Raw genomic sequence first — 26,983 nt, forward strand, 5'->3', positions numbered from 1 at the left:
GCGACCTTGCCGTCAAAATCAAGAGTTGCTTTTTTGGTTGCCGTGAAGAATTTGGCAATATCGATGGAAAAGCGCTTGACTTCATTATTTATTCCGCCAACAATGCTGTATCGACTGTTGCAGTAATGTACAGCTTGATAAGAAGTGAGACGTCGAGGAGGGGGCAAGAAGCTTCTTGCTTTTATGGCTCGTGTGATTTGTTTTAATTTTGAAAGTTCTTTTTATGGCAACAGGTACAGTTAAGTGGTTCAATGATTCCAAAGGTTTTGGCTTCATCACTCCAGATGATGGCGGCGAAGATTTGTTTGCTCATTTCTCCGCAATCAACATGAACGGTTTCAAGACCCTCAAAGAAGGTCAAAAAGTTCAATTCGAAGTCACGCAAGGCCCTAAAGGCAAGCAAGCTTCCAACATCCAAGCAGCCTAAGCATCGCCGGCCCTCAGATGTGAAAAACCCCGTTTCCTTGAAGCGGGGTTTTTTTTCGTCCGCAGGGCGCGCAGCACCCTGCCCCGTTTCCTTTACATGTGCTCGACCATCACCTGGCCGAAACCGGAGCACGACACTTGCGTGGCGCCTTCCATCAGGCGGGCGAAATCATAGGTGACGCGCTTCGAGGCGATCGATTTTTGCATCGAGGAAATCACCAGGTCGGCCGCTTCCAGCCAGCCCATGTGGCGCAGCATCATTTCCGCGGACAAAATCAGCGAACCGGGGTTCACGTAATCCTTGCCCGCGTACTTAGGCGCCGTGCCGTGCGTCGCTTCGAACATGGCGACGGAATCGGACAGGTTGGCGCCCGGCGCGATGCCGATGCCGCCCACTTGCGCCGCCAGCGCGTCGGAAATGTAATCGCCGTTCAAATTCAGGGTGGCGATGACGCTGTATTCGGCCGGACGCAGCAAAATCTGTTGCAGGAACGCGTCAGCGATGGAATCCTTGACGATGATGTCGCGGCCCGTCCTAGGGTTCTTGAACTTGCACCACGGGCCGCCATCGATCAGCTCGGCGCCGAATTCCTTTTGCGCCAGCGCATACGCCCAGTCGCGGAAGCCGCCTTCCGTGTATTTCATGATGTTGCCTTTGTGCACGATCGTCACGGATGGCTTGTCATTGTCGATCGCATACTGGATGGCCTTGCGCACCAGGCGCTCGGTGCCTTCGATGGAGACGGGCTTGATGCCCAGGCCCGACGTGGCCGGGAAGCGGATCTTGGTCACGCCCATTTCATTGACGAGGAAATCCATCAATTTCTTCGCCTCGGGCGAGCCTTGCTGGTATTCGATGCCGGCATAGATATCTTCCGAGTTTTCGCGGAAAATCACCATGTCCGTCTTTTCCGGCTCTTTCACGGGCGATGGCACGCCCGTGAAGTAGCGCACGGGGCGCAGGCAGACATACAGGTCGAGCTGCTGGCGCAAGGCCACGTTCAGCGAGCGGATGCCGCCGCCGACGGGCGTGGTCAGCGGGCCCTTGATGGAAACCACGTAATCTTTCAGCACGGCCAAGGTTTCTTCCGGCAGCCACACATCGGGGCCGTACACATTCGTCGCTTTTTCGCCCGCATAGATTTCCATCCAGCTGATCTTGCGCGCGCCGCCGTAGGCCTTGGCCACGGCCGCGTCGATCACCTTGATCATGACCGGGCTGATATCGATGCCCGTGCCATCGCCTTCAATGAAGGGAACGATGGGATTATCTGGTACATTCAGCGAAAAATCGGCGTTGACGGTGATTTTTTGGCCGTCAGCAGGTACAGTGATATGTTGATACATCGTGATCTCCGAAGTGGGACACACCGCTGGCGGGCAACACAGGCCGGCGACGCGCTCTGCGGTTGCAGAGTTTACAAAAACAAGTCCGAACAGGGCGGCAACAACGCACTTTAGCAGGGAAAGAACACCCGGGCCACCCGCGGCGCCAAAGAACCGCATTGCCATACCGCCTCAAGTCTTCTATAAGACATAAGACTAACATTTCACATTATGCACCAGTATCTTACAGGGCGCCACGCTTTTGCGGCGCCGATCAGCAGCCACCATCGCTTACATCAATTCCCTTACCAGCATGCCACTCATCCTCTTCAATAAACCATTCCAGGTCCTGTGCCAGTTTTCGCCGCAGGAGGGCCGCGCCACCCTGGCCGACCACATCACCATCCCCGGCATCTACCCGGCCGGCCGGCTCGACGCGGACAGCGAAGGCTTGCTGCTGCTGACGGACGACGGCCGCCTGCAGCACGAGATCAGCCACCCGGACCGCAAGGAAGCGAAAACCTACCTGGTGCAGGTCGACGGCGTGCCCGATGCGGCCAGCCTGGCGCGCCTGCAGGCGCCGCTGGACCTGGGCGACTTCATCACCAAGCCGTGCAAGGCCGTGCGCATCGCCGAGCCGGACTGGCTGTGGCCACGCAATCCGCCGATCCGCGCGCGCGCCGACAAGCCCACCTCGTGGCTGGCGATCACCCTGAAAGAGGGAAAAAACCGGCAAGTGCGGCGCATGACGGCCGCCGTCGGCCTGCCCACCCTGCGCCTAGTGCGCAGCGCCATCGGCCCGTTTTCCCTGGCCAGCCACCCCTTGCTGCCCGGCGAATGGTGCGAAGTGCCGGCCGAAAACATAGGAAAAGCGTGAACCGGACAAGAAAAAACGCCCCCGGCACCGAATTTTGCCAAGATGCACTATTTATTTTTAGATAATGCATTAAAATCATCCCACCTTAACATGATAGAAAAGGAAAGATGATGACAAAAGTAATCCTGGCCCTGGCCGCTTCCCTGCTTGCCGGCGCCGCACTGGCGCAATCGGGCGCCAAGGTGCACGCTTCCGCAGCGACCGATGCCGTCAAGCCGCCACCCGCGTCGGCAGCCAGCCATGCGTCGGCCGCGACCGACGCCGTCAAGCCGGTGCCGCCGGCGTCGGCCACCGTCAACGCTTCGGCCGCGACGGATGCGGCGCGTTCGGGCGCATCGACCAAGGCTTCGGCCGCAACGGATGCCCCGCGCCTGGTCCCCCAGGCACGCAAGGCGAAGCAGCCGGCCGCCGAGGCAGGCAAGCCCGTGAAGTAAGCAGCAAGAAGTAAGAAGTAGGAAGTAGGAAGAAGCAAGGGTAATTCCCGGGGTTACGGCAGCAGCCATGTTGCTGTAACCCCACGCTTTCGGCGCGGACAGGCAGCATGCTTGACCAGGCAGCCGCCAGCATGGCTTAATCGCCGCTTCGCAGCCACCGTCCCGCCCCATGAAAAATTCCCTACGTCATCTCAGCCTGTCCATCGCCCTGCTGGCCGGCGCCAACATTGCTCAAGCTCAAACAAAGAGCGTGCAACTGTCGGCTGGCATGCATTTGATCCAGGCGGAAGTGGCCGCCACGGAAGAGCAGCGCGAACAGGGCTTGATGTACCGTGAAAAGATGCCGGCCAATGCGGGCATGCTGTTCGTCTTTGGCAACCCATCGACGCAATGCATGTGGATGAAAAACACGCCGCTGCCCCTGTCCGTGGCCTTTATCGATGCCGGCGGCAAGATCGTCAACATCGAAGACATGCAGCCGCACACGCTCGACAGCCATTGCTCCACGAAGACCGTGCCCGTGCGCTATGCGCTGGAAATGAACCTGGGCTGGTTCAAGCAAAAGAACATCAAGCCGGGCATGAGCATCGGCAACTTGCCAGGGACACGCTAGGCCAGCGCGGCCGCAGCCTGCCGCTGGCGGGCACGGCCGCAAAAAATCCTGAAAAAACGCGAAAAAACCCGCCAGAATGAATCTGCGGGTTTTTGCTTTTCAACCAGTGCCAGCGTACCGGCACAGGCAAGGCCGCCGTGGCGGCTTGCCTGCTGGCGAATATTAAGCGGACAGTGCTTTCAAAGCAGCTGCCAGACGGCTCTTATGGCGAGCTGCCTTGTTTTTGTGGATGATCTTCTTGTCAGCGATACGGTCGATGGTCGACACGGATGCTTGGAAGATTGCAGCAGCAGCTGCCTTGTCGCCGCCCTGGATCGCTTTGCGAGCAGCTTTGATAGCCGTGCGCAAGGTCGAACGTTGGGACGAATTGTGTGCGTTTTGCTTAACTGCTTGACGAGCGCGTTTGCGCGCTTGTGCGGTATTTGCCATGGAATTTCCTAAAACAGGGTCAAAGTGCGTTTGCAAACATTAGTGTTTGCCAACCGGTGCGTTCTGTGCGTCTGCCGAACCATGTGTGCCAAACCAGTGCCTGTCAAACATTAGTGTCTGCGTAACAGAATTCTGTACAGCCTTCGATTATAGCGATATTTTCAAGCGGGGGCAAATCAAAAAACCGTGTGTCACGCCAAAATCACCTGAAAATGGGCCTGGCAAGGGCGAATCGGCCCCGCTTGTTACCATATTTTAACCGTTTGCCGGTACCGCGCCCGGCTATAATCTGCCCCCATGAACTTGCTTAAAACCCTCGCCGCCATTTCCAGCATGACCATGCTGTCCCGTGTAACCGGATTATTGCGCGAAAGCCTGTTCGCGCGCGCCTTTGGCGCCGGCGCCTACACGGATGCCTTCATCGTTGCCTTCCGCATTCCCAACCTCTTGCGCCGCCTGTTTGCCGAGGGGGCCTTCTCGCAAGCCTTCGTGCCGATCTTGTCTGAATACAAGAACCAGCATGGCCAGGAAGCGAGCAAGCAACTGGCCGACCATGTGGCCACTACCCTCGTCTGGGCCACCTTGCTCGTGTCCGCCATCGGCATCGTCGGCGCGCCCTGGTTCGTGTACGCGATCGCCACGGGCCTGTCCAAGGACCCAGGGGCCTTCGACGCGGCCGTGTGGATGACGCGCCTGATGTTCCCTTATATTACTTGCATGTCTTTCGTGGCCTTGGCCGGCGGCATCCTGAATACCTGGCGCGAATTCAAGATACCCGCGTTCACCCCCGTCTTGCTGAACCTGTCGTTCATCGCCGCCTCGCTGTTCCTCGCGCCGCACTTGAAACAGCCGATCTACGCCATGGCCATTGCCGTGTTCGCCGGCGGCTTGCTGCAAGTAGCGATCCAGATTCCCGCCCTGATCAAGATCGGCATGCTGCCGCGCCTGTCGATCAATCCCGCCATCGGCCTGTCCGACGGCGGCGTGCGCCGCGTGCTGAAAAAGATGGGGCCGGCCGTGTTTGCCGTCTCGGCAGCGCAGATCAGCCTGATGATCAACACGAGCATCGCGTCGCGCCTGGCCGAGGGCAGCATTTCCTGGCTGTCGTATGCGGACCGCCTGATGGAGTTCCCGACCGCCATGCTGGGCGTGGCCCTGGGCACCATCTTGCTGCCCAGCCTGTCGAAGGCGAATGTCGATGGCGACAAGACGGAATACTCGGCCCTGCTGGACTGGGGCTTGCGTCTGACTTTCCTGCTGGCCCTGCCCGCCGCCGTCGGCATGGCGACCCTGGCCACGCCGCTGATCGCGACATTATTTCACTACGGCAAGTTCACGGCCGAATCCGTGACCATGTCGACGCAGCCGCTGGTGGCCTACAGCCTGGGCCTGATCGGCATCATCCTCGTGAAAACCCTGGCGCCCGCCTTCTATGCGCGCCAGGACATCCGCACGCCCGTGAAAATCGCCATCGGCGTGCTGATCGCCACGCAGCTGATGAATCTGCTGTTCGTGCCCTACATCGCCGTGGCCGGTCTGGCCCTGTCGATCGGCCTGGGCGCCTGCCTGAACGCCAGCTTCCTGTACTGGGGCTTGCGCAAGCGCGGCATCTACCAGCCGAAACCGGGCTGGGCCAAGTTCTTCCTGCGCCTGCTGCCGGCGCTCGTCGTGATGGGCGGCGTGGCGTATGCTGGCGCCATGCGCATCGACTGGATCGCTATGCAAGCCCATCCGCTGTTGCGGGCCGGCGCGCTGGCCCTGGTGGTGGCCCTGTGCGGCGTGGCGTACTTTGCCACCTTGTTCCTCGTTGGCTTCCGCTTCCGCGATTTCAAGCGCCACGCGTAACAATCGCATATGTAGTCATGCATTAGAAACAAAAAAACCCGCCTCGGCGGGTTTTGTCATTCTTGCCAGCAAAAATCAAACAGCTTTGCGGGCGCGGCGGCGGGCGGCGAAACCGACCAGCGCCAGGCCACCCAACAGCATGCCGTAGGTTTCCGGTTCCGGCACAGGCAAGGCCGAGACCGTGCCCACGTACTGGCCATTCTGCAAACCGGTCAAGCCCGAAACACGCACCTCATAGGTACCCGCCGCCAGGGAACCGGCCCAGCTCAGGCTCTGGATGCCGGCCACCGACGTCAGGGTCAGGTCGCCATAGCCCACCAGGGTGGCGGCGAAGTTGCTGATCGCGCCTTCGGCAACGGAAAACGTTTGCAATGCGCCAAACGAGGTCGACGACGGGGTCAGCAGTTTGAAGGTCCACAAATCATCGACCACCGAATTGGCGGCGAAATTGGTGGTGATCGATGCCCGCGTATCGAAGCCGCTTGGATCCAGGATGCCCAGATTGTAGGTGGCCGCCGATGCGCTGAACGATGCTGCAGCCAGAATGCCTGCCGCGATAAATTTCAATTTCATAAATTATCCCTTAAAAGTAATTTATGGCCGCCAGGTGGGCCAGCCATCGCTTTAGTACTGAAAGTACCAGGAAGGATGGTAGCATAAAGACATCAAATTACTTGCAATTATTTTATTGAAATTTCATTTATTGAAATTATTTCCGCTATGAAATGGTTCCAGGTCAAGATGAATTTCCAGGTGAAAATAGTTATCCCTGTATTCTTCATCGTTGACTTATGGTTACGGCGGATTGCGCGCTTGCGCGCCGGCCTCTTCCTCCGGCTCCGCCGCCTCGGGCGCCGACGGTTCGGATGCTGGCGCAGCCGGATGCGGCGGCGGGAACAAGGCGGGCGGCGCGGCGGAGGGCAGCGCGCCGGCGTCTGCCGGCGCCAGGACCAGTCCCGCCGGCGGCACGGGCCCGCCGGCGACGAACTGCCACTCGGACAGGTGCGACTTGCCTTCGAAACCGGTGAAGCGGGCATCGAAATTGCCCACTTTTAAGGGCGCGGACGATGACAGGCTATGCACGCCGATGATGCCCTGGCCACCGGGCTGGTACAGCAAGCCCCATTCGGCGCGTCCCGTGACGGGGTCCACATACAGCTTGCGCAAATGGCGGCGCACCTGCGGAAAGCGGGGGTCGCGCAGCAAGGCGGCCAGGGTCGGCGGATGCTGCGGCTGGCCGGCGGGCGTGGCACCCGTGTAACTCTGCAGCGCATCGATAAACTCCGCCCCGATGTCGAGCAGCTCCTGCTCGGCCGCCTGGCGCTGCAGCAAGGAGCCCATCTTCAGTCCGGCCGCCCCCACGAGGCCCAGGATGGCGACCAGGATGATCAGGCCCAGATACGTAACACCGCGCTGGCGGCGCGCAGGACGGTGCATGGCCGCTACCAGTCGGCGAACGGCGTGCCGCTGCGGTCCTTGCCGGGCGCGCCGCTTTTCACGTCATACACCTGGCCCGGCGTATCGTCGGGCGGCGGCACGATCAGCCATGTCGATTCGCTGTCCGTGATGGGGTCGATGGGCATGGCGCGCAGGTATTTCTTTTCGACCAGTTGCTCCAAAGTATCGGGATAACGTCCCGTATCGCCGTGGAACTGGTCGATGGTCGTGCGCAGGTTGCGCAAGTTGTCCGCCAACACGGTTTCCTTCGCCTTGTCGAGGCTGGGAAAATAGCGGGGCACGGCCAGGGTCAGCAACAGCGCCACGATGCCGAGCACCACCAGCAGCTCGATCAGCGTAAAGCCGCGCGCGCGGTCAGGGACAGGCATGGTTCACCATAGACGGTAAGGCACGTTGTTCAGGCCGGTCTTGTTGGAAGTCGAGTACACATCGTACACATCGTCGCCCTCGCGCGGTTCGGCCGCTTCGCTGGCGTAGCTGCGCTTGCCCCACGTTTGCGCATCGCTCAGGCCCGCATCCGCATTGAACGGGTCGCGCGGCACGCGGCGCAGGAAAAACAGCTTGCTGCGCTTCGGGTTGCGCTGGTCCGGCACGCCCTCGACCAGCAGCTCCAGGCTTTTCGGATAGCCGCTGGCGTCGGGTGTGCGCATGACGCGGCCTTCGTCGCCGGCCCGTTTATAGGCGTCGAGGCCCTGGCGGATCTCGCGCAGCGCGCGCCGCAATTCCTGCTCCTGGCGCCGCTGCACCGTCACCTGCGTAACGGGGATCACCAGGGTGGCCAGCACGCCCAGGATGGCCAGGGTCACCAGCAGCTCGATCAGGGTGAAGCCGCCTGGCCCGCCCTGCGCATGCGCCAGTCTCATTTGGCGGGCGCCACCGGCACCGGCTGGCTCGATGACAGCGGCAAGGGCGACGCCTGCAGCGGCACGGGCTGGCCAGCCGAGATCGGCAAGGGCGAGGCGGCCGGCTCGGGCGATGGCGCCACTTCCGGCGCGGGCACGCTCTGCGGCAAGGCCGGCGGCACCTGGCCCGGCGCCATCAGCTGCTGCGCCGGCGCCGGATGCATGCCGACGGCCGACGGGCCGGAACGCACGATCACCGTGCCCGGCATCTGCGTGGGCGCCTTGGCCGCCATGTCGGGCCGGCGGCGGAAGCTGCCTTCCGTGCCGGCCGAGAATTCCGACTCCTTCGCTTCCGGACGCTGCACCGTACGCACCAGGTGCGGCGTGATCGACAGCACGATTTCCGTCTTCTGGCTATCGTCCTTGCTGCTGCCGAACAGGCGGCCCAGCACGGGAATGTCGCCCAGGCCCGGCACCTTGTTGCCCGAGCTGCGCTCTTCATTGTTGATCAGGCCCGCCAGCACCTGGTTTTCGCCATCCTTCAGCTGCAGCATGGTCGATGCCTGGCGCGTGCCGATCTGGTACAGGGTCGAGCCGCTCCGGGTGGTGGTGGCCGCGCCCAGGTTGCTCACCTCGAGCGAGATGCGGATGCCCACCTCGTTGTTCAAATAGATGGTCGGCTCGGCGTTCACCGTCAGGCCCACGTCCAGGTAGCTGATCGATTCGGAAGCGAAGCCGCCCGTGCCCGGCGAAATCGTGGTGGTCACCACGGGCACCCTGTCGCCGATGACGAATTTCGCCTTTTCCCGGTTGCGCACGCGGATGCGCGGATTGGCCAGGATGTTCGCGTCGCCATCCGTCTTGTTGGCGTTCGCCGTCACGGCCAGGTTGCTCACGCCGAGAGTACGCTGATTCAGATTATTCAAGTCGTTGATGGTCAACCCGATCCCGCCCGAGGTACTGAGCGGCGTCAAGGTCAGGCTCGATGGCCAGGCCACGCCCAGCTCCATCAGGCGGCTGCGCTTGACTTCGAGGATTTCCAGTTCCAGCACCACTTCCGCCTCCGGCACGTCCTGCAGCGCGATCAGGCGCTCGGCCAGGCGGATCGCCTCGGGCGTGTCGCGCACGATGACGAGGTTGAGTTTTTCATCGGCCACCACGTCGCGCGTCTTGAGGATGGTCTTGAGCGTGTTGGCCACCTGCTTGGCGTCCGCGTTCGCCAGGAAGAAGGTTTTCACCAGCACTTCCTGGTATTCCTTCAATTTCGCCGCCACATTGGGATAGATCAAAATGGTGTTCGCATCCATCACCTGCTGTTCCAGCTGGTTCGTCACCAGCAGGAAGTAGACGGCCGATTCCACCGTGCTGTTTTTCAGGAAGATCGACGTTTTCGCGTCCGCCTTGACGTCCTTGTCGAAGACGAAATTGAGGCCGGAACGGCGCGCGATCAGCTCGAACACCTGTTTTAACGGCGCGTCGCGAAATTCGATCGTGATCGGCTGCTTGTACGACCTGGCCAGGCCCGATTCGACGATGGGCGGCGCCGTCTTTTCATCGACCTCGCGCAGCAGCGCGCGCGCGCCCGCGTGATTCGGCTGCTCCGTCAGGATGGCGTTCAGGCGCTGGCGCGCGGGGTCATATTGTTTTGCCTCAAGGGCCGTGCGCGCATCGGCCAGCAATTTCCCCTGGCGCTGCTCGCGTTCGAGCGCGCGCAAGCCGCTGTTGGCCCGTTCGTTCTGTGCATCGATTTCCAGCACGCTCATGAAGGAGGCGCGCGCCAGTTCGCCCTGCCCCGCCTGCGCCTGGCGCTCGGCCTGCTGCAAGCGGCTGCCGGTGGCCCGCTCGCGCGCCTGCAGATAGGCGCTGCGGTATTGCGCGTTGCCGGGGTCTTGCTGCAGCGCTTCCTGCAGTTTTTGCAGGCCGGCCGGGATGTGATCTTGCGCAATCAGCTCGCGCCCGTCGCGGTAGGCTTGCTGCCCTGCGCAGCCGGACAGCAGCAAGAGCAGCAGCGCCGATGAAAAGGAACGAGACATCACTCGGAAACTCCAATGTTGAGCTGCTGAACCTGGTTCAACGGCAGATAAGTGAGCGTCATGACGGGCGGCGCGATCGTCACGACCTTGTAGGCGCCATCGACGACGGTATTGGCGCGCACGATATACGTCTTGTCGGCGCGCGATAAAAACACTTCCCAGGCGCCGTCGGCGGCCGCCTTGCCCAGGTAGACGAAGGGCAGCGGCGGCGCCATCGGCGGCGGTGGCGGCGGCGCTGCCGTCACTGCCATTTTCGGCGGCGGATTCCAGTTCTGGCTCTGGAAGACGCCGTCGGCGCCGCCAAAGGTCTCGCCCTCCTCGCCCGCCGCTTCGCTGCGCGGCAGCAGGGCCAGGATGGCCGGCTGCGCGGCCGGCGGCCTGGCGGCCGCATGGCGCGCGGGCGCGACGGCCCGCTCCACCGCTTCAGCCACGTCGGCCACGGGCTGGCGCTCGCCGAACAGCAGCAAGGCGCCCGCACCCAGCACGCCGGCCAGCATGAGCCAATGGCGCGGCGTCATGGCGCGCCTCCCGCATCGGCCTGTGCATCGGTCAAATAGAAGGTCAGGCGCAAGCGCGCTTCCAGTTGCGTATCGGCGATCTGCTCGCGGCGGAAACTCAGTTCGTCGAGCGAGGCGAAGGGAGCGGCGCGCAACGCCTGCAGCGCGAACTGCCACACGGCCCCGTAACTGCCCTTCAGCGGCAAGGTCACCTGGTATGTGGCGACCCGGCTGGCCTTGTCGTAGCCGCTCTTGTATTCGCCCTGCGCCAGCAGCAAGCCGTTCTTCGCGGCCAGGTCGAACAGATGCTTGACCTGCTGCTCCGCGTGGCGCTGCTGTCCCAGGGCCGCATAAAAGCGCGCCAGGTTTTCGCTGGCCGTCGCCGGCGGCGCCGCGGTGGCCACGGCCAGCGATGGCACAGGTAACGGACGTGCTTCCAGCTGCGCCGCCACGGCCCGCTGCTGCCAGGCCCACGCCCAGGCGGCCACGCCCAGTGCGAGCAAGGCCACGGCGATGCAGGCGGGCGCGCCCAGGCGGCGCAGCAGCAGTTGCGCGCGCAGGCGCAGGATATTGATGTCGATGGCCATCATGGCGAGCCCCAGCGCGCTTCGAGCTGGAAGCGCAAGGGTTTATTCGGGTCGAGCGCATTGATTTCATGGCGCAGCAGCTGCACCCTGGCGCCAAACAGCTCCTGCTGCTTCAGTTGCGCGATGTAGGCCACCATGGCGTCGCTGCCGGTCGTCTCGGCCGTGATCTTCAGCACCCGCTTGCGCGCATCCGGTTCCAGCGCCAGCAGCGCGATGGCGGGCGGCGTGGCGCTGGCCAGCGCATCCTGCAAGTCGCGCCACGGCAGGTTCAATTGCAGGATGGCCGCATTCACGGCCGCCGCCTGTGCGGGCGCGATGGCGATTTGCGGCGCAGGTGCAGGCCCCTGCGTGGCGGCCAGCACGCGCTGCTGCGCCAGATGCCAGCGTGCTTCGCTTGCCTGCTGGCGCTGCAGCGCGGCGCTGCCGCTGCAGGCCGCCGTGACGGCCAGCACCACGCCCAGCACCCCCGTCATCCACGCCCATGCGGGCACGCGGTGCAGGCTGCGGCGCCAACCGGGGGGCGCGAAATCGAAATCGAGGCGCGTCATGCCACGCCTCCGCTGCGGGCCAGCCGGGCGGCCGGCGACAGGGCGCCTTCCCCGTCCGGCGCGGAAAAAATCTGGCAGCGGAACGCTGCCGCCGGCGCCAGCCAGAGCGCTGGCGGCGCGCCGCACAGCTGCAGCAGCGCAGGTGCGGGCACGCCATGCAGCAGCGCTTCGCGCGCCAGCGTGTGTTCCAGCCAATCCTGGCCCGCGCCGGGCGGCACGGGCAGCGCGCGCACGGCGCGCAGGCCGCCATCGTGCCGCACGCCCAGGGTCAAGGCATTCTCTTGCAGCTGGCCGAACCAGGCGCCCGGTTTCAGCGCGCCGTGCCAGCGGTTCCAGTGGCGCGCAAATTGCGGCGTGATGAAAATCAGGGCCAGCTTGCGCGCGGCCGCCACGCGCGTCAGCTGCGCCAGCAGGGCACGGGGCACGGCGCAAAAGAAAGGCGCGCGCGTATCCCAGGCGCTACTGCTGTGCCACAGGCCGGGAGGATCGCCATACAGCGACTGGAAGCGCAGCGCGGCGGCCGCCTCGATGTCGGCCAGGCGCGCGGCGCCGTGCGGCATATCCACTTGCCACAGGCGCGCCAAGCCATCGTCGAGCACCACGGACAGGGGCCAGCCCGCGTACTCGCCGGCCGGCAGAATCTGTTCCAACGCCTGCCCCAGGGCGGCAAAGTCGCCGTGCAGCGTGTCGCCCGGCACATACGCGGCTTCGCCCAGCGGTGTCCAGGCGGGCGCGCGCCAGCGGCTGCTGCGCCACAGGCTCACCTTGCCCGCCGCCACGCCCAGGCGCAGTCCCAGTCCATAACTTCTACGCATGCAGGGTGACCCTCTTGATTTCCGTGATGGTGGTGGCGCCCCGCTTGACCAGTTCCAGCGCCGCCAGGCGCAGGCTGCGCGTGCCGTTCGCATGCGCGGCCGCCTTGATCTGGCGGATCGGTTTCTTGTCGACGATGAGTTCGCGGATTTCATCGGTCAGCACGAGGATTTCGGCGATCGAGCGGCGCCCTTTGTAGCCCGTGCCGCGGCAGTCGCCGCACCCCTTGCCCTGCTTGAATTGATATGCATCAACGTCAGCGCGCGCCAGGCCCACGCTGGCCAGTTCAGAATCGTCCGGCGTATATTCGGTAGCGCAATGGGGGCAGTTGGTGCGGATCAGCCGTTGCGCCCAGATGCCGTTCAGGGCCGAGACAAACGCATACGGATCGATGCCCATGTGCGTGAAGCGGCCGAACACGTCGAAGACGTTATTCGCATGCACGGTGGTGAGCACCAGGTGGCCCGTGAGGGCCGACTGCACGGCGATTTCCGCCGTCTCGCGGTCGCGGATCTCGCCCACCATGATTTTATCGGGGTCGTGGCGCAGGATCGAGCGCAAGCCCTTGGCAAAGGTCAGCCCCTTCTTTTCATTCACGGGGATTTGCAGAATGCCGGGCAGCTGGTATTCGACGGGGTCTTCGATGGTGATGATCTTTTCGCGCCCGTTATGGATTTCCGTCAGCGCCGCATACAGGGTCGTCGTCTTGCCCGAGCCCGTGGGGCCCGTGACGAGCAGCATGCCGTAGGCTTCCTGCGCCAGCGCGCGCAAGGCTTCCAACGACGGCGCGTCAAAGCCCAGCGCTTCGAGGGTCAGGGCGCCGTACGCCTCGATCATGGCGCGCTTGTCGAGGATGCGGATGACGGCGTCCTCGCCATGGATGCTGGGCATGATGGAGACGCGCAAATCGATTTCGCGCCCGCCCGATTCGACGCGGAAGCTGCCGTCCTGCGGCACGCGGCGCTCGGCGATATCGAGTTCGGCCAGCACTTTCAGGCGCGAGATGATGTGCTCCGCCACTTCGATACCGTTGACGGACGTGGCGTGATCGAGCACGCCGTCGACGCGGTACTTGACGGCCAGGCCGCCGGCCGTGCTTTCCAGGTGGATGTCGGAAGCGCCCGCCTTCAGCGCGTCATACAAGGTCGAGTTGACCAGCTTGACGGCGGGGCTGGCCGCTTCCGATACGCTGGCGAACGACAGCACGGCGGCCGTCTTGCCGTCGCGCCGCGCATCGGTGGCGGCGCCGGGCAGCAGGCTGTCGACGGCCCGCGCCGACTCTTCCTGCTTCGACAGGTAGGCGCCGATGTCGGCCTGCAGGGCCAGACGCACGCTCAGGGCGCCCTGCCCCGCGCGCGCGCCGAGCCAGGTCTGCAGGTCCAGGTCGAAGGGGTCGGCGATCACGCCCACCAGCTGGCCGTCGGCGGCGCGCAGCAGCACGCTGTGGCGCGCCAGCGCCTGCGACAGGGGCAGCACGTCGAAGGCGGGAGACAACGCCAGCATGTCGGCCGTTTCCAGCACGTCCAGGCCGAACGGGCGCGCCAGTTCGCGCACCACGGCGCGCGCCTCGATGCCGCTCAGCTGCTGCAATTCCTCGACCAGGCTGCGCTTCGATTGGCGGCACAGGAGGCGCGCGCGCTGCAGCAGCGCGGGATCGATGGCCGCGCCGGCCACGGGGGATTCGGCTGCGCTCTGCATCATGAAATGTCGCCGGCAAGGTCAAAGATGGGCATGTACAGCAGGATCACGATGGCGCCCACGACGAGGCCGATGGCGGCCATCAGCAAGGGTTCGAAGGTGCGCGTGAAACGGTCGATCCAGCGGCTGATTTCACCGTCATAAAAGGCGGCCGACTGCGTCAGCATGGGCCCCATGTCGCCCGTGCGCTCGCCCACGCGCAGCATGCGCAGGGAAATGGGCGTCGTCAGTTGATATTGCTCAAACGCGGACGACAGGGGCTGGCCCGCCTCGATGGCGCCGCGCGCCTGCTGCAACGACGCCTGCATGCCGGGCGACACCATCGCCTGCACGGTGGCGATCGCCTGCACGATGGTGATGCCGCCCTCGGCCAGCATGCCCAGCGTCAGGTACAGGCGCGACAATTCATAGATGCGCACGCGCTCGCCGATGCCGGGCAACTTCGCCAGCAGGCGCGCCACGCCGCCATGGCGCAGCACGCGCCGCACGGCCGACCATGCGACGCCGCCCGTGATCAGCAGCCCGAGCAACAGCAGCACGCCATGCTGCGTGACGAACTGGCCCCAGCTGAGCATGACTTGCGACATCCACGGCAAGTTGCGCCCGGCGCCCTGGTACACCTCGGCGAAGCGGGGCACGACATAACTGATCAGGAAGGCGCTGACGCCGCCGCCCACGGCCAGCAAAATGGCGGGATAGATGGCGGCGCTGACGATCTTGCCGCGCACCGTATCGATGCGCTGCTGGTAATCGATGTAGCGCGACAAAGCGCGCGGCAAGTCGCTCGTGCCTTCGGCCGCCTTGACGATGCCGATATACAAGGGAGGAAACAGTTCCGCCTGCTCCGCCAGGGCGGCGGAAAAGCGCTTGCCTTCGCGCAAGCCTTCCAGCAGGCGCGTGAGCACGCTGCGCGTGGCCGGCGACGCTTCCTTTTCCAGCAAGGCTTCCAGCCCTTCGACGATGCCCAGGCCCGCGTTCAGCAGCGCCAGCAACTCCTGGCTGAACAGCAGCAGGGGCAAGGCCCGCGCGCGCTGGCGTCCGGCCGCGCTGAACGGCGTGGCCCGCAGCGGGCGGATGGCGCTGACGAACAGGCCGCGCGCCTCGGCCTGGCGGCGCGCGTCGGCTTCGTCGCGGCCGTCGATCACGCACGTATGCAAGGTTGCTACGGCCTGGTCCGTGGAAAGCGCGCGTACTTCGAACTGCATGATGGCTTGTCCGTAGGAAAAAGAATGGTGCTGGCGTTATTGCGAGCTGATGTCGGCGTTCTCGCCGCTGCCGCCCGGCTGGCCATCCTTGCCCATCGAGACGATGTCATATTCGCCCTTGCTGCCCGGGGCGCGGTATTGATAGGCATGGCCCCACGGGTCCAGCGGCACGGCCTTTTTCAGGTAGGGACCATTCCAGCGCGTGCCGGCGGCGGGCGGCGCGGCCAGCAGCGCGGCCAGGCCTTCTTCCGTGGTCGGGTAGCGCCCCACGTCGAGGCGATAGGTGTCGAGCGATTTTTCAAACGCCTCGATCTGCGCCTTGGCCACCGTCACTTCGGATTTGCCCAGTTGGGCGAAATATTTGGGGCCGACATACGCCGCCAGCAAGCCGATGATGACGATGACGACCAGCAATTCGAGCAAGGTAAAGCCGCGCGCATGGCGCGTTGCTGCAAGGTTCTGCCTGTGTGCTGCATGCATCCGGTAACTCCTTATTGCCTACCTTCAATACATTGCCGCCATGTGCACCGCTGGTGGCCGCGCACAGGCGGCGCGCGCCTGCCTGATGCCTAGCAGGCTACCATGCCGCTTATGGTTAATACAATCTTTTGTTTGTACTGAAAACAACAAAATCCCAGGGGAAACCATCGCGTTTGCACTAACGCAAGTCGCGCGCCACCTGCCCTGCGGCAGGCGTACAATCGGCGCATGTGCGGCCACGCCGCCTGCCTTGGGAGCTTGCATGTCTGCAATCCGTTTCAGCCTTGCCATCCTGGCCGCCGCCAGCGTGCTGCCTGCCGGCGCATCGGCGCCGCAGCAGCGGCAGCCCTATGTTGTTGAACTGCGCCTTCAACTGACGCCGCCTGACGCAGCGCAACGGGAAACCCAGCGGGAAGCGGGACGGCGCGCCGTGCTGGCGCTGGTGCCTGATGCCACCGTGCAATATCACTACACGGCCGCGCTGAACGGCTTTGCCGCCCTGCTGACGCCGGCCGAAGTCCAGCGCCTGCGCGCCAGCCCCCTCGTCGCGCGGGTCGCGCCCGGCACCGAGGATCAGTTCAACGATGGCGGCACGCACCGGAACGCCGCACCCCGGCCGCAGCGCTAAGCGGCATCAGGCGGCCAGCAGGCGCAGCGCGATGCCGCGCGAGACGGCTTGCGTGCGATTGCTCACCCCCAATAATTTATAGATGCGCTGCAAATGGCTTTTCACGGTCCCCCCGCTGATGCCGAGGATTTGCCCCACCTCTTCATTGCTCTTGCCGATGCTGACCCAGTGCAACACTTCCAGCTCGCGCGCACTGGCCGCGCGTGCCGCCCCGGCGGGAGCTGCCTGCGCGCCGTCCGGCAGCGCCAGCCAATGCAGATGCAGGCAGGGCAGCAGCAATTCCAGCACGTACGCCTGGCGCGCCGGGTCGGGCCAGGAGGTGCAGGGGGCGCGGAACAGGGCAAAGAAACTGCCGCCGCCAGCGCCTGCGCTGCCATGCACGAGGACTCCGTCGATGAGGGCGACGCGCCGCCCGCCTGCGCGCCAGGCCTGCGCCAGCCGGGCCACCTGTCCGTGGCGCGGGTCGCTGAAGTCCCGCACCTCGGCCTCGGCCAGCACCGCGCTATGCCAGGCCGCACTGCGCACCACGCCGCCATCGGCGCCCAGTTGCGCGCAGACGAGGACGGCATGCGGCAGCAACGCCTGCAGCGGCCCCTGGCTCCACAAAAAGAAATCGCCGGGCGCGGCGATGCCATGCGCGCCGAGTATGGCGTGCAGCAAGTATTCCTGTTCCCGCCCCGTCAGCAACATCAGGCGCACACGGCGGTATCAAACGCCAGGTAGCGGTAGCCGCTGCCGCGCACGGTTTCGATGCGGTGGCCGCAGCCGCCCGGCAGCAAAGCCTGCCGTAGGCGGCCCACGTGGGCGTCGACCGTGCGTTCGTCCAGATACGCGGCATGGCCCCACACCTGGTCCAGCAGTTGCGCGCGGCTATGCACCCGGCCCGGATGGTCCATCAAAAAATGCAGCAGCTTGAATTCCACGCGGCCCAGGCTGACAGGCACGCTGCCGGCCGTCACGCGCCGGGTGTGCGGATCGAGCAGCAAGGCGGCGCCGTCCGCGCTTGAGCCTGCGCGCAAGGCCGCTGGCGCGCGGCGGCGCAGCAGCGCATGCACGCGGGCCAGCATTTCACGGGGACCGACGGGCTTGCACAGATAATCGTCGGCGCCGCTTTCCAGGGCCAGCACCTTGTCCTGTTCGCTGTCGCGCGCGCTGACCATAATGATGGGCAAGTCGCACAGCACGCCGTCCTGGCGCACCTGGCGCAGCAGTGCGATGCCGGAGGCATCCGGCAGCTCCCATTCCAGCAGCAGCACGTCGGGCGGGTCGGCGGCCAGCAAGGCCAGCGCGCCGCGCGCATCCACGGCGCAGCTGACCCGGTAGCCGGCGCCTTGCAGGTTATGCACCAGCAAGGCTTGCGAGGCTGGCGCAGGATCCAGCAGCAGAATATGACGGCGCATCGATGCATCCTCCCGAAAAAAGTGGGCGGCCCTCCCTGAGAAACTAGACGGCACGACAAGTTTTTGACTATGCATCAAGCGTAAAACGGTGACTAATACAATTTAGTTTCCTGATTTATAGCTATTCCGAATAAATAGGCGAAAAAAAACACAGCGCACCGAGGGCGCGCTGTGTTCAGACGGGACAACGACTATTTATGCTGGCGTGACGAACTGGCGGCGGCGCAGGGCAAAACCGATCAGCGCCAGGCCGCCCGTGAGCATCATCCATTCCGACGCTTCCGGCACGGCCGAGATCGTCGCGATGCTGGCGTAGGTGCTGCCGGTAATGCTGGCGGGCAAGCCGCCGTTCAGCGGGGTCAGTTCGAATTGCAGCAGGTTGCCATTCGCATTGCCCAGGTAAGCCATACCCGTGTAGTCGAGCAAGCCCACGCCAAACGTCGTGCCCGCGTTGCCGGCCGTGTTCAGGAAGTCGCCGCCGAAGACGACGTTGAAACCGAACTTGCCGCCCAGGGTCACGTTGTGGAACCAGTCGTTGTAGGCGCCGCTATTGCCGAAGGTCAAGGTACCGGGCACGCTGCCGCTGACATTGCCTTCCAGCGATTCCAGCGCGCCGAACGCGCCCGAAAAATTGCTGAGCACGGCGCTGGCGCCCGGCGCGGGGCTGTTGCCGGCGATAAAGGCGAAGTCGAGGAAGCCGGCGCCGGAAAAGGCGCTCGTGTCGATTTCCACGCGATAGGCCAGCGGGTCCGCCAGAGCCACGCTGGAGCTGGCGGCCAGCACGGCGGCCAGCACGGCGCGGCGCAGGGCCGGATGGAGTTTTGTTGTCAACATGATGGTGTCCTTAGAAGTTGCCGGCGTAGATGCTGGCCGAGTAGGTGATCGTCACTTTCGACGGATTGGTGAAACTGACGGCAAACGATGCCGTCGCGCCCGGCGCCAGGCTGGCGGCGTTGACGGTGACATATGCGGCGCCCGCATGGGTGCCCGTGGCATTGGCCAGGCTGACGCCGGCCGGCAAGCCGCCGAACGCCACCTGGAACGGGCCGCTCAAGGCGCTCGTGCCCGTGTTGGTGAACGAGAACGTGCCCGTGTATTTTTGCGTCGCGCGGTTGTACGCGAGGCCCGAGCTGGCCGTCGAGACGGCGGCCGTGATGTCGCGGTAGGCGGGCTGCAAATCCAGGCTGATGACGACGGGGTCGTGATCCGAGGCGCGGTAAGGCAAGGCGTTGTACAAGTCTTGCGGCTTGGCCGAATCGATGTTGTAGTCGATCACTTCCGGCTCATCCGCATTCACATGCCATTCGGCCACGCCGGCCACTTGCGGGCTCAGCGACGCGCTGGCCAGCGCGTGGTCGAGGTAGCCGCTCTGGCCGCCGAATACATACGAATACGGCATGCCGGACGGCCGCACGAAACGCTCGAGTTCATTGACGAAGCCGGCGCCCGTGATGACCTGGATCGGGTCTTCCGCGCCATAGGAATTCAAGTCGCCGATGACCAGCACGTCAGCGTCGCCGGCAGCGGCCGCCACCTGCGGCACGAAGCTGCCCACCAGGCGCTGGGCTTGCTGCACGCGGGTGGCGTTCCAGCAGCTCTGGCTATCGTTCTGGTCCGCGTCCAGCCCGCTCGAAGGGCAGCTGCCCTTCGATTTCAGGTGGTTGACGATCAGCGAGAATTTCTCGCCATTGCTCGCAAGAAAAGTTTGCGCCATCGGTGGCCGGTTGTTGATGGCGTTGGCGTCCGACAAGGCGCCGCCCACCAGGCCAAGCTTGCCCGGCTTGTAGATCATGGCCACGCGGATGGCGTCCGTGCCCGTGGCGGCCGGTTTCGGCACCACGGCGTACGTGACGCCGCCGGTGGCCGCGTTCAGCTGGTCGACCAGGTAAGTGACGGCAATTTCGCCATTGTTCTGGATTTCCATCAAGCCCACCACATCCGCATCGATGGCTTTCAGTTCGGCCACGATCTTGTCGCGCTGGCGCTCGAATTCGGCCAGGTTGTCGGCGCCGCGGCAGTTCGACTTGGTGGTCGAGGCGCCCAAGGTGCAGCCCTGCCCCGTCTGCCCAAAGATATTGTTGCCATTCGTAAAGGTCGTAAAGAAATTCAGCACATTCGCGCTGGCCACCTTGACGTTGCCGGATGGCAGTTCTGGGCTGCCCGTGCGCGGGTTGTCGCGCGAAAACTGCGGCGTCTGCGTCGGCTGCAATTTATACGCGGCGCCGCCACCGCCGATGGCACCGAAATCGACCACGCCCGTCAGGTCGGCCACCGTGTCGCCGCTGCGCACGGTGTTGTCCTGGCCGATGTAGGGAATCGTGGGCGGCGTGACGAAAATGCCATCATCGAGCACAATCAGGTTGTTCGCATTGGCGGCGATCAAGGCTTGCGCCTCGGCGGAGCCGGCCGGATAACGGTTGGTCGGCACTTCGCGCCGGCCCGCCGACAGGGTCAACTCGCCGCGCGCGCCCAGGTAAGCGTTTTGCGACACGGTCAGGGGCTGCGTGAAACGCACCAGCATGCCTTCCACGGCGGCCAGCTTGTCGTTCGGCAAGGTCACATTCGTCGGCACGATGCCGTGGCCCGCGCTTTGCGTGAGGATGGCCGTCACGTCCTTCAATTCCGTGTAGGAATTCTTGGCGCCCGTGGGCGTGTATTCGAACACCGTGCCTGTCACGCGCACCAGTTCGCCCGGCTGCACGGTGGTGGTCGTCGCGCCCGTGTACACGAAGATGCCGTCCGACGTCGATGGATCGCCGTCGCCGGCCGCGTCCTGGATGAAGAAGCCCGTGCCCACTTTCAGGGTCACCACGCCTTCCGTCGTCTGCACGGAATTGGCGTAGGGGCTGGCCGCGCCGCTGCCCTGGATTTGCGGAATCGTGTGGCTGACGGCGGCCAGGCCTTGCACGGCGACATCCACCTTGCAGGTGGCCGTCTGCTGCTGGTCATTGCTGAAGCTGACGATGACGGGATAGTTGCCCACCGGCACGCCAGCGGCCACCAGCAGGCTGACCATGGCGCTTTCGCCCGCCACGCCGGCCGCGCTGAAGTTGGCCAGGCTGATGCCGGCCACGGCCGGCGAACTCAAGGTAGCGGCGTTCACGACGCCATCCGCGTCGGACGCGCGCAGCACGGCGCTGCCGCCATTGCCCACGGCCAAGGCCAGGCTGGCGGGGCAACTGGTGATGATCTTGTGCACGACGGGGCCGCCGCACACATTCAGCGGCGAGGCCGTATTGCGCGGCGTCACGCTGCCGGTGGCAAAATCCACGCTGTTATCGTCCGTGTCGCCGCAGCCGCCATTGGCGCGCAGAATCGCCAGGGTATTCGAGGGCGCGGGCGCCACGGCGCCTTCAAAGCCGTTGGCCGTGCCGAAGCCGACCAGGTCGATGACGGCCGCACCCGTGGGGCTGGCGCCCACCTGGGCCGTCTTGCTATTACTCAACAGTACCTTGCCCGTCGTGCCGGACATGGCCAGGGTGCCCGTCGCGTCCGGCGTCGGCAAGTCCTGCGTGCCGCCCGTGCCCTTGGCTTGCTGGACCAGCAAATACTGGCCAGGTTGCAAATCGATAGCCGGCAAGGCCGTCACGGACCAGCTCGTATTAGCGGCGGAGCCGTACTGCACGCTCCAGTTGCTCAGGTTGACGGGACTGGCGCCACGGTTGAACAGCTCGATGAAATCGTTGCGGTACACGGCGCCCGTGTTGCCGCCGCCCCCATACACCTGGCTGATGACGACATCGGATACGGCCAGGGCTGGCAAGGACAGGCTGGCCAGCACGGCGGCCATGACCGTCAGGCGCAACGGTTTACGCAGGGACGAGAGCGGGACGGACGGGACGGCAAGGTGGACATTCATGGTTTTCCTGGTCGGTAAGATGACGCCAACCCGGACAGGCGCTGGCAGGCTGTTCTTGACAAAATGATGACGAACTTATGATTTGCATACTAAACAGTGTGCATGACGAGTTGATGACATTTCATTAAGCTGAACGGAGTAATGCGCAGCGCGGATCCAGGCTGGCGGCCGCCTGCCGAAAGTATCCTTTCAACAACGCCAGGCTGTACAAAGCAAGCCAGGTCGTTATGCCGCTGTACAATATGATATAATTCAAACAAATAAGTTTAGTTCCTGACAAGGAATTGAACGGCAACACCAGACCCAGTAGTGCAGGCCCCATCCATGCCTGACCTTGAAACGCACTCCCTGCCTTGCTCGCAACAGTAGCCTGGACGGGAGCGGCAACAATCGCATGCGGACACACGCGCCCGGCGGCGCACCCTTCCATGCCTTTTGAGAGATCGATCATGCCAACACCAATTTTCACGCCAGCCTCTTCCCGTCCCTTGCTGCTGGCCGCGGCCTTGATGTTCTTCGGCGCCAGCGCCCAGGCACAAACGGCCGCGCCTGCGCAAAAGAATGAAAAGAATTGCCAGGCCAGCACGCAATCGGCGAATGGCAATACGAAAGACGCCAACCTGGACGGCACCTACAGCGCCTGCAGCCTGGCCAATGGCTTCATCGGCTCCGGCACGCGCACCAACGACGGCTCGAACAAGACGCCGGAATTTGACGGCATCGTGTCCGACCAGGAATTCCGCAATTCGTCATCGGCCGAGAATAATCACCGCCTGACCGCGCGCCAGTTGCCTGACGGTGCCGGTGCCGGCGAACCGCGCAAGGTGCGTGCCAGCGACGACCGCGACTTCAGCTTTATCACGCGCGACTTCGTGGCCGCCGAAGAAAACCGTCCTTTCGATGACGCGGCCGGCTACCGTGGTCCGGGCCGTTCGTATCAGGCCCGCAGCGGCGACACCCAGGCGCCCTTGATCGTTTCGTCGTCGCTGGGTGAAAACTTGCCCACAGGCAGCAACGGTGTCGGCGGCGGCGGTTCGGGTGGCGGCTTCACGGGCGGCAGCATCCTCCCCGTGACGCCGGAAATCCCGGCCGTGCCGGAACCGGAAACCTATGCCATGCTGCTGGCCGGACTGGGCCTCGTCGCCTTGGCGCGCCGCCGCAAAAGCAAGTAACCGTCACGCCGCACCATGAAAAAAGGCCCGCAAGGGCCTTTTTTATTGTCTGGAAAAATCCGGTTTCAGCGCCGGAAACCCGCATACGGCGCCGCCAGCGGATCGCCGATGAACAGGCCCTGGGCCGGCCACAGCACGCTGCCCCAGTACGCTTCCAGCGCCGTGGCGCCGGACAGGTAGCGGCGCAGCAGCACGGTCGGATTGGGAAACTTTTGCCAATAACTGCACGGTTCGCTGACGGTGCCATAGCTGGCCGTCGCGCCCGCCTCCAGCCAGCGCTGGCTGCTCATCTGGCTACTGCCCTGCAAGTCGCCGCCAAACGAGGTCAGGTGGTCGGCCAGGGCGCCGGGCAGGAAATGCAGGGTCTCCAGCTTGGCCACCTTGGCCTGCCCCGTCTGGTACACCATGATGTCTTGCGCCCCTTCCAGGCTGTCCGCCTTGAGGTTCTTGACGGTCAGCTTGCGCTGGCGCACGACGCCAGCGGGTGGAAAGAAACCGGCCCGGCTGTTGCGCACCGCGTCGCTGGTGGTCAAATAATAGGCGCTGGCGGCCGGCACGGAAAAGCCGCTGACGGCGCCGCGGTCCACCACGGCCTTGGCCTCTTCCACGAAATCGACAGGCAGCAGCATCGACAGGCGCAAGCCCAGCTGCGTGTAGGGTTGCGCCGCCTCGCTGTTGAAATACTTGCTGGGCTTGCCGGGATCGCACGTCTTCGCGCATTGATCCCCGTCATAACCGAGGGTGAAGGCGGCGGTGATGGCATTGCATTCGACGGCATACGGCGCGCTCCACACCATCAGCACGGCCTGGATCTCGGGTTTCAGCTGCGCATTGATGCGTTCCTTCAACTGCGCGAACTGGTCGATGCTGAGCTTGCGGGGGCGGTTGGGAATATTCACGTGCGCCACATTCGCGGCAGGAATGCCGTGCGCCTTGCGGTAGTACTCGCCCACCTCGACACTGTTGGGTTCGGCGTCGTTGATGACGATGGCCAGCTGCGACGCCTGCAAGCCGGGCGGCGCCACGGCTGCGGCAGCGGCGGCTGGCGCGTCGGCATGGGCGGCGCCGGCGGCCAGCGCCAGCGAAAGACAAAGGAAGTTGCGCAAGGGTCGGTACACCGGTAAGTGAGGGATCGGAGGCAGCCGGCCTGGGGCGCGGCTGCCCTGCGATGAGAACGCCATCAGGCGCGCTGGTAGACATCCTCCAGGCGCACGATGTCGTCTTCGCCCAGGTAGCTGCCCGACTGCACTTCGATCAGGTGCAAGGGCAGCTTGCCCGGATTTTCCAGGCGGTGCGTCATGCCGATGGGAATATACGTCGATTCGTTTTCCGTCAGCAAGGTCACCTTCTCGCCGCACGTGACTTGCGCCGTGCCGCTGACCACCACCCAGTGTTCGGCGCGGTGATGGTGCATCTGCAGGGACAGCTTGCCGCCCGGATTGACGGTGATGCGCTTGACCTGGAAGCGCTCGCCGATATCGATGCCTTCATAACTGCCCCACGGGCGGTACACCTTGCGGTGCTGCACGTGTTCGCTGCGTCCCGCCTGCTTCAGGTGGTCGACCACCTGTTTCACGCGCTGTACCTGGTCCTTGTGCGCGATCAATACCGCATCGTCCGTTTCCACCACGACCAGGTCCTGCACGCCCAGCACGGCCACCATGCGGCGCTCGGCGCGCACCAGGCAATTGCTCACGCCATCGAGATACACGTCGCCGCGCACCACGTTGCCGTTGGCGTCCCCCTGCTGCACTTCCCACAGGGCCGACCAGGAACCGACATCGCTCCAGCCTATGGCGGCCGGCAACACCACCGCATGCGCCGTATGCTCCATGACGGCATAGTCGATCGAATCGGATGGGCAGGCGGCAAAGGCCTGCTCTTGCAGGCGGCAGAAATCGAGGTCGCGGTAGCCGTCGCGCACGGCCGTTTCGCAGGCGGCCAGCATGGCGGGCTGGAATTGCCCCAGTTCGCCCAGATAGCGTTCGGCGCGGAACATGAACATGCCGCTGTTCCAGAAATAATTACCGGCAGCAAGGAACGACTGCGCCGTGGCCAGGTCCGGCTTTTCCACGAAACGCTCGACCTTGCAGCCCGCGGCGCCCGGATTGACGGGCGCGCCGCTGCGGATGTAGCCATAGCCCGTTTCCGGCGCCGTCGGCACGATGCCGAAGGTGGCCAGCGCGCCATCGGCCGCCAACAGGGCCGCCTCGGCGATCGCCTGGTGAAACGCGGCCACGTCGGTGATGACATGGTCGGCCGGCAAGACCAGCATCAGCGCCTGCGGGTCGATACCCAGCAGGAATTGCGCGGCCACGGCCACGGCCGGCGCCGTGTTGCGCCCCACGGGCTCAAGCAAGATGCCCAGCGGCGGCAAGCCGATCTCGCGCAATTGCTCGGCCACCATGAAGCGGTGCTCATTGCCGCACACCACCAGCGGCGGCATGACGTCGAAACCGGCCAGTCCGCTATCGCCGGCACGGCGGTTGGGCAGGCTGGTCACGCGCAACGCCGTTTCCTGCAACATGGTCTTGTCCGTTACCAGCGGCAACAGTTGCTTGGGCAACACGGCGCGCGACAGCGGCCATAAACGGGTGCCCGAACCGCCGGACAGGATGACTGGATAAATTTTCATGGTTTCACTTCGCAAACAGTTTATTGGGCAGCATACAGGGCCGGCGGCGTTTCGTCGCGGCGCAGGCTGCGCCGGTCGCGCGCATTGCCCCAGGCATCTTTTTCATAGTCGGAGACATGGCGCATCTGGCCGGCACGGTCGACACTATAATCCTTGAAGACGATCATTTCATCAAGCACCACGCCAGGCAGCACGCGCGTGTACTCGAACAGCACGCTGCGCACCACTTCGGCGCCGCCGCAGACGTGGCTGCCATGGCCGATCCAGGCCGGCCCGATGATGGTCGTGCCCGCTTCGATGCGGCAACCCGAACCGATGTAGACGGGGCCTTCGATGCGCGTGCCGCCGCTCCAGTCGATGCTCGTGTTCAGGCCGGCCCACACCCCATCGGCGATCTGGGTGCCAGGCACGTGCAAATGGGCCACTTTTCCCATCAACACGCTTTGCAGCACTTCCCAGTAATCCTTGATGCTGCCGATGTCGATCCAGTTGTACTGGCGTTTTTGCGCATGGAAGGGCAAGCCTTGCGCGACCAGCAGGGGAAACAGTTCCGAGCCGATATCGAAGGGCTGGCCGGCGGGAATCAGGTCCAGCACGGCCGGCTCGAACAGGTAGATGCCGGTGCTGACGCAATTGGACAGCGCATCGGCTTGCGCCGGCTTTTCCTGGAAGGCGCGCACGCGCCCGTCGGCATCGCTGACCACCACGCCATAGCTCGACACCTTGTCCCACGGCACTTCCAGGGTGATGACGGACGCCAGCGCGCCCTTGCTGCGGTGCTCGCGCAGGGCCGCTGCCAAGTCGAGGTCGATCAAGGCGTCGCCGCACAGCACGATCGTCGTATCGTCGAAAAAGCCGCCGAACTCCTGGATCTTCTTCATGCCCCCAGCCGAGCCGAGCGGTTGCGGCACGACCTCGCCCGCATCGTTCGTATAGCCTTCGAAGGAATAGCCGATGCGCACGCCGAACTGGTGGCCTTCGCCGAAATACTCCTCGATCTTTTCATGCAGGTAACTGACGTTGACCATGATGTCGGTCACGCCATGCTGCGCCAGGTGTTCCACCAGGTAAGCCATCACGGGTTTGCCCAGGATGGGGATCATCGGCTTGGGCAAATCATAGGTCAGGGGCTGCACGCGCGTGCCCTTGCCTGCTGCCAATATCATCGCTTTCATCGT

The 26,983-nt window shown here is 64.2% G+C and carries 29 protein-coding genes; 7 read left to right on the top strand and 22 right to left on the bottom strand.

From position 1 onward, the window contains the following. The first annotated feature begins 223 nt into the window (after positions 1-223). Positions 224-427 (top strand): cold-shock protein, encoded by a 204-nt coding sequence (locus O3298_RS24190; RefSeq protein ID WP_010395943.1) that lies wholly within the window; start codon positions 224-226, stop codon positions 425-427. 92 nt (positions 428-519) lie between these two features. Here O3298_RS24190 and icd read toward each other — a convergent pair whose 3' ends face one another. After that, entirely contained in the window at positions 520-1,773 is a 1,254-nt protein-coding gene (gene icd, locus O3298_RS24195) for an NADP-dependent isocitrate dehydrogenase (protein WP_289906125.1), read from the bottom strand. 292 nt (positions 1,774-2,065) lie between these two features. On the opposite strand from icd, the gene O3298_RS24200 reads away from it, so the two are divergent. The 3 genes from O3298_RS24200 (at position 2,066) to O3298_RS24210 (ending at position 3,676) form a co-directional block, all read left to right on the top strand. Continuing rightward, on the top strand, positions 2,066-2,629 hold the full coding sequence (locus O3298_RS24200) for a pseudouridine synthase (protein ID WP_099665051.1): 564 nt from the start codon (positions 2,066-2,068) through the stop codon (positions 2,627-2,629). A gap of 110 nt (positions 2,630-2,739) precedes the next feature. Then, positions 2,740-3,063 carry a hypothetical protein gene (locus O3298_RS24205; RefSeq protein WP_099665052.1) on the top strand — a complete coding sequence of 108 codons (324 nt, stop codon included), beginning with the start codon at positions 2,740-2,742 and terminating at the stop codon, positions 3,061-3,063. Between the two features lie 169 nt (positions 3,064-3,232). Further along, a complete protein-coding gene (locus tag O3298_RS24210) occupies positions 3,233-3,676 on the top strand; it encodes a DUF192 domain-containing protein (RefSeq protein ID WP_251350039.1) in 444 nt (147 codons plus the stop codon). A gap of 162 nt (positions 3,677-3,838) precedes the next feature. Here the strand turns inward: O3298_RS24210 and rpsT are convergent, their stop codons facing one another. After that, the gene (rpsT, locus tag O3298_RS24215) at positions 3,839-4,105 is read right to left on the bottom strand and encodes a 30S ribosomal protein S20 (protein ID WP_010395935.1); all 267 of its coding nucleotides are present in this window, start codon (positions 4,103-4,105) and stop codon (positions 3,839-3,841) included. Positions 4,106-4,402: 297 nt separating this feature from the next. Here rpsT and murJ point away from each other — a divergent pair, with 297 nt between their 5' ends. Then, on the top strand, positions 4,403-5,950 hold the full coding sequence (murJ, locus tag O3298_RS24220; protein WP_099665054.1) for a murein biosynthesis integral membrane protein MurJ: 1,548 nt from the start codon (positions 4,403-4,405) through the stop codon (positions 5,948-5,950). A gap of 75 nt (positions 5,951-6,025) precedes the next feature. Here murJ and O3298_RS24225 read toward each other — a convergent pair whose 3' ends face one another. The 12 genes from O3298_RS24225 to gspG all read right to left on the bottom strand — a co-directional run bounded on the left by O3298_RS24225 (position 6,026) and on the right by gspG (position 16,111). Beyond that, entirely contained in the window at positions 6,026-6,523 is a 498-nt protein-coding gene (locus O3298_RS24225; RefSeq protein ID WP_077401053.1) for an FxDxF family PEP-CTERM protein, read from the bottom strand. A gap of 222 nt (positions 6,524-6,745) precedes the next feature. After that, the gene (locus tag O3298_RS24230) at positions 6,746-7,387 is read right to left on the bottom strand and encodes a type II secretion system protein (protein ID WP_305060727.1); all 642 of its coding nucleotides are present in this window, start codon (positions 7,385-7,387) and stop codon (positions 6,746-6,748) included. A 5-nt stretch (positions 7,388-7,392) separates the two neighbouring features. Beyond that, positions 7,393-7,776 (bottom strand): type II secretion system protein, encoded by a 384-nt coding sequence (locus tag O3298_RS24235; RefSeq protein WP_099665056.1) that lies wholly within the window; start codon positions 7,774-7,776, stop codon positions 7,393-7,395. A 3-nt stretch (positions 7,777-7,779) separates the two neighbouring features. After that, the gene (locus tag O3298_RS24240) at positions 7,780-8,271 is read right to left on the bottom strand and encodes a type II secretion system protein (RefSeq protein ID WP_251350037.1); all 492 of its coding nucleotides are present in this window, start codon (positions 8,269-8,271) and stop codon (positions 7,780-7,782) included. Continuing rightward, complete coding sequence (locus O3298_RS24245) at positions 8,268-10,283, bottom strand: secretin N-terminal domain-containing protein (protein ID WP_305060954.1); 2,016 nt, start codon at positions 10,281-10,283, stop codon at positions 8,268-8,270. Before O3298_RS24245 ends, O3298_RS24240 begins: the two co-directional genes overlap by 4 nt. Next, a complete protein-coding gene (locus O3298_RS24250; protein ID WP_305060728.1) occupies positions 10,283-10,801 on the bottom strand; it encodes a hypothetical protein in 519 nt (172 codons plus the stop codon). Before O3298_RS24250 ends, O3298_RS24245 begins: the two co-directional genes overlap by 1 nt. Continuing rightward, positions 10,798-11,370 (bottom strand): hypothetical protein, encoded by a 573-nt coding sequence (locus O3298_RS24255; protein WP_305060729.1) that lies wholly within the window; start codon positions 11,368-11,370, stop codon positions 10,798-10,800. The genes O3298_RS24250 and O3298_RS24255 overlap by 4 nt, the downstream gene beginning before the upstream one ends. Further along, on the bottom strand, positions 11,367-11,915 hold the full coding sequence (locus O3298_RS24260; protein ID WP_305060730.1) for a hypothetical protein: 549 nt from the start codon (positions 11,913-11,915) through the stop codon (positions 11,367-11,369). Before O3298_RS24260 ends, O3298_RS24255 begins: the two co-directional genes overlap by 4 nt. Then, positions 11,912-12,730: a hypothetical protein gene (locus tag O3298_RS24265; protein ID WP_305060731.1), complete on the bottom strand. Its 819-nt coding sequence runs from the start codon at positions 12,728-12,730 to the stop codon at positions 11,912-11,914. The genes O3298_RS24260 and O3298_RS24265 overlap by 4 nt, the downstream gene beginning before the upstream one ends. Next, the gene (locus O3298_RS24270) at positions 12,723-14,426 is read right to left on the bottom strand and encodes a GspE/PulE family protein (protein WP_305060955.1); all 1,704 of its coding nucleotides are present in this window, start codon (positions 14,424-14,426) and stop codon (positions 12,723-12,725) included. Before O3298_RS24270 ends, O3298_RS24265 begins: the two co-directional genes overlap by 8 nt. Continuing rightward, complete coding sequence (locus tag O3298_RS24275) at positions 14,426-15,631, bottom strand: type II secretion system F family protein (protein WP_251350032.1); 1,206 nt, start codon at positions 15,629-15,631, stop codon at positions 14,426-14,428. The genes O3298_RS24270 and O3298_RS24275 overlap by 1 nt, the downstream gene beginning before the upstream one ends. Before the next feature lie 36 nt (positions 15,632-15,667). Further along, complete coding sequence (gspG, locus tag O3298_RS24280) at positions 15,668-16,111, bottom strand: type II secretion system major pseudopilin GspG (RefSeq protein WP_034782166.1); 444 nt, start codon at positions 16,109-16,111, stop codon at positions 15,668-15,670. Between the two features lie 262 nt (positions 16,112-16,373). On the opposite strand from gspG, the gene O3298_RS24285 reads away from it, so the two are divergent. Further along, entirely contained in the window at positions 16,374-16,739 is a 366-nt protein-coding gene (locus O3298_RS24285; protein WP_289913520.1) for a protease inhibitor I9 family protein, read from the top strand. A gap of 6 nt (positions 16,740-16,745) precedes the next feature. Here O3298_RS24285 and O3298_RS24290 read toward each other — a convergent pair whose 3' ends face one another. The 5 genes from O3298_RS24290 to O3298_RS24310 all read right to left on the bottom strand — a co-directional run bounded on the left by O3298_RS24290 (position 16,746) and on the right by O3298_RS24310 (position 22,449). Further along, positions 16,746-17,429, bottom strand: a complete 684-nt coding sequence (locus O3298_RS24290) for a LuxR C-terminal-related transcriptional regulator (RefSeq protein ID WP_305060956.1) — start codon at positions 17,427-17,429, stop codon at positions 16,746-16,748. Then, the gene (locus tag O3298_RS24295; RefSeq protein WP_305060732.1) at positions 17,429-18,139 is read right to left on the bottom strand and encodes a winged helix-turn-helix domain-containing protein; all 711 of its coding nucleotides are present in this window, start codon (positions 18,137-18,139) and stop codon (positions 17,429-17,431) included. The genes O3298_RS24290 and O3298_RS24295 overlap by 1 nt, the downstream gene beginning before the upstream one ends. Before the next feature lie 195 nt (positions 18,140-18,334). Continuing rightward, a complete protein-coding gene (locus tag O3298_RS24300; RefSeq protein ID WP_305060733.1) occupies positions 18,335-18,973 on the bottom strand; it encodes an NF038129 family PEP-CTERM protein in 639 nt (212 codons plus the stop codon). A 10-nt stretch (positions 18,974-18,983) separates the two neighbouring features. Next, positions 18,984-21,998: an ExeM/NucH family extracellular endonuclease gene (locus O3298_RS24305; RefSeq protein WP_305060734.1), complete on the bottom strand. Its 3,015-nt coding sequence runs from the start codon at positions 21,996-21,998 to the stop codon at positions 18,984-18,986. 124 nt (positions 21,999-22,122) lie between these two features. Further along, complete coding sequence (locus O3298_RS24310) at positions 22,123-22,449, bottom strand: hypothetical protein (RefSeq protein WP_305060735.1); 327 nt, start codon at positions 22,447-22,449, stop codon at positions 22,123-22,125. On the opposite strand from O3298_RS24310, the gene O3298_RS24315 reads away from it, so the two are divergent. After that, entirely contained in the window at positions 22,448-23,170 is a 723-nt protein-coding gene (locus O3298_RS24315; RefSeq protein ID WP_251350025.1) for a PEP-CTERM sorting domain-containing protein, read from the top strand. The two genes, O3298_RS24310 and O3298_RS24315, sit on opposite strands and share 2 nt — an antisense overlap. A gap of 65 nt (positions 23,171-23,235) precedes the next feature. Here O3298_RS24315 and O3298_RS24320 read toward each other — a convergent pair whose 3' ends face one another. From O3298_RS24320 to O3298_RS24330, 3 genes are all read right to left on the bottom strand, one after another. After that, positions 23,236-24,276 (bottom strand): TIGR03790 family protein, encoded by a 1,041-nt coding sequence (locus tag O3298_RS24320; protein ID WP_257218703.1) that lies wholly within the window; start codon positions 24,274-24,276, stop codon positions 23,236-23,238. A gap of 74 nt (positions 24,277-24,350) precedes the next feature. Continuing rightward, positions 24,351-25,805 carry a mannose-1-phosphate guanylyltransferase/mannose-6-phosphate isomerase gene (locus O3298_RS24325; protein ID WP_289913517.1) on the bottom strand — a complete coding sequence of 485 codons (1,455 nt, stop codon included), beginning with the start codon at positions 25,803-25,805 and terminating at the stop codon, positions 24,351-24,353. A 20-nt stretch (positions 25,806-25,825) separates the two neighbouring features. Beyond that, on the bottom strand, positions 25,826-26,980 hold the full coding sequence (locus O3298_RS24330; RefSeq protein ID WP_289918400.1) for an NDP-sugar synthase: 1,155 nt from the start codon (positions 26,978-26,980) through the stop codon (positions 25,826-25,828). Positions 26,981-26,983: the final 3 nt, after the last annotated feature.

It is taken from the genome of Janthinobacterium sp. SUN137 (assembly GCF_030587265.1).
In the GTDB taxonomy this organism is placed as follows: domain Bacteria; phylum Pseudomonadota; class Gammaproteobacteria; order Burkholderiales; family Burkholderiaceae_D; genus Janthinobacterium; species Janthinobacterium kumbetense.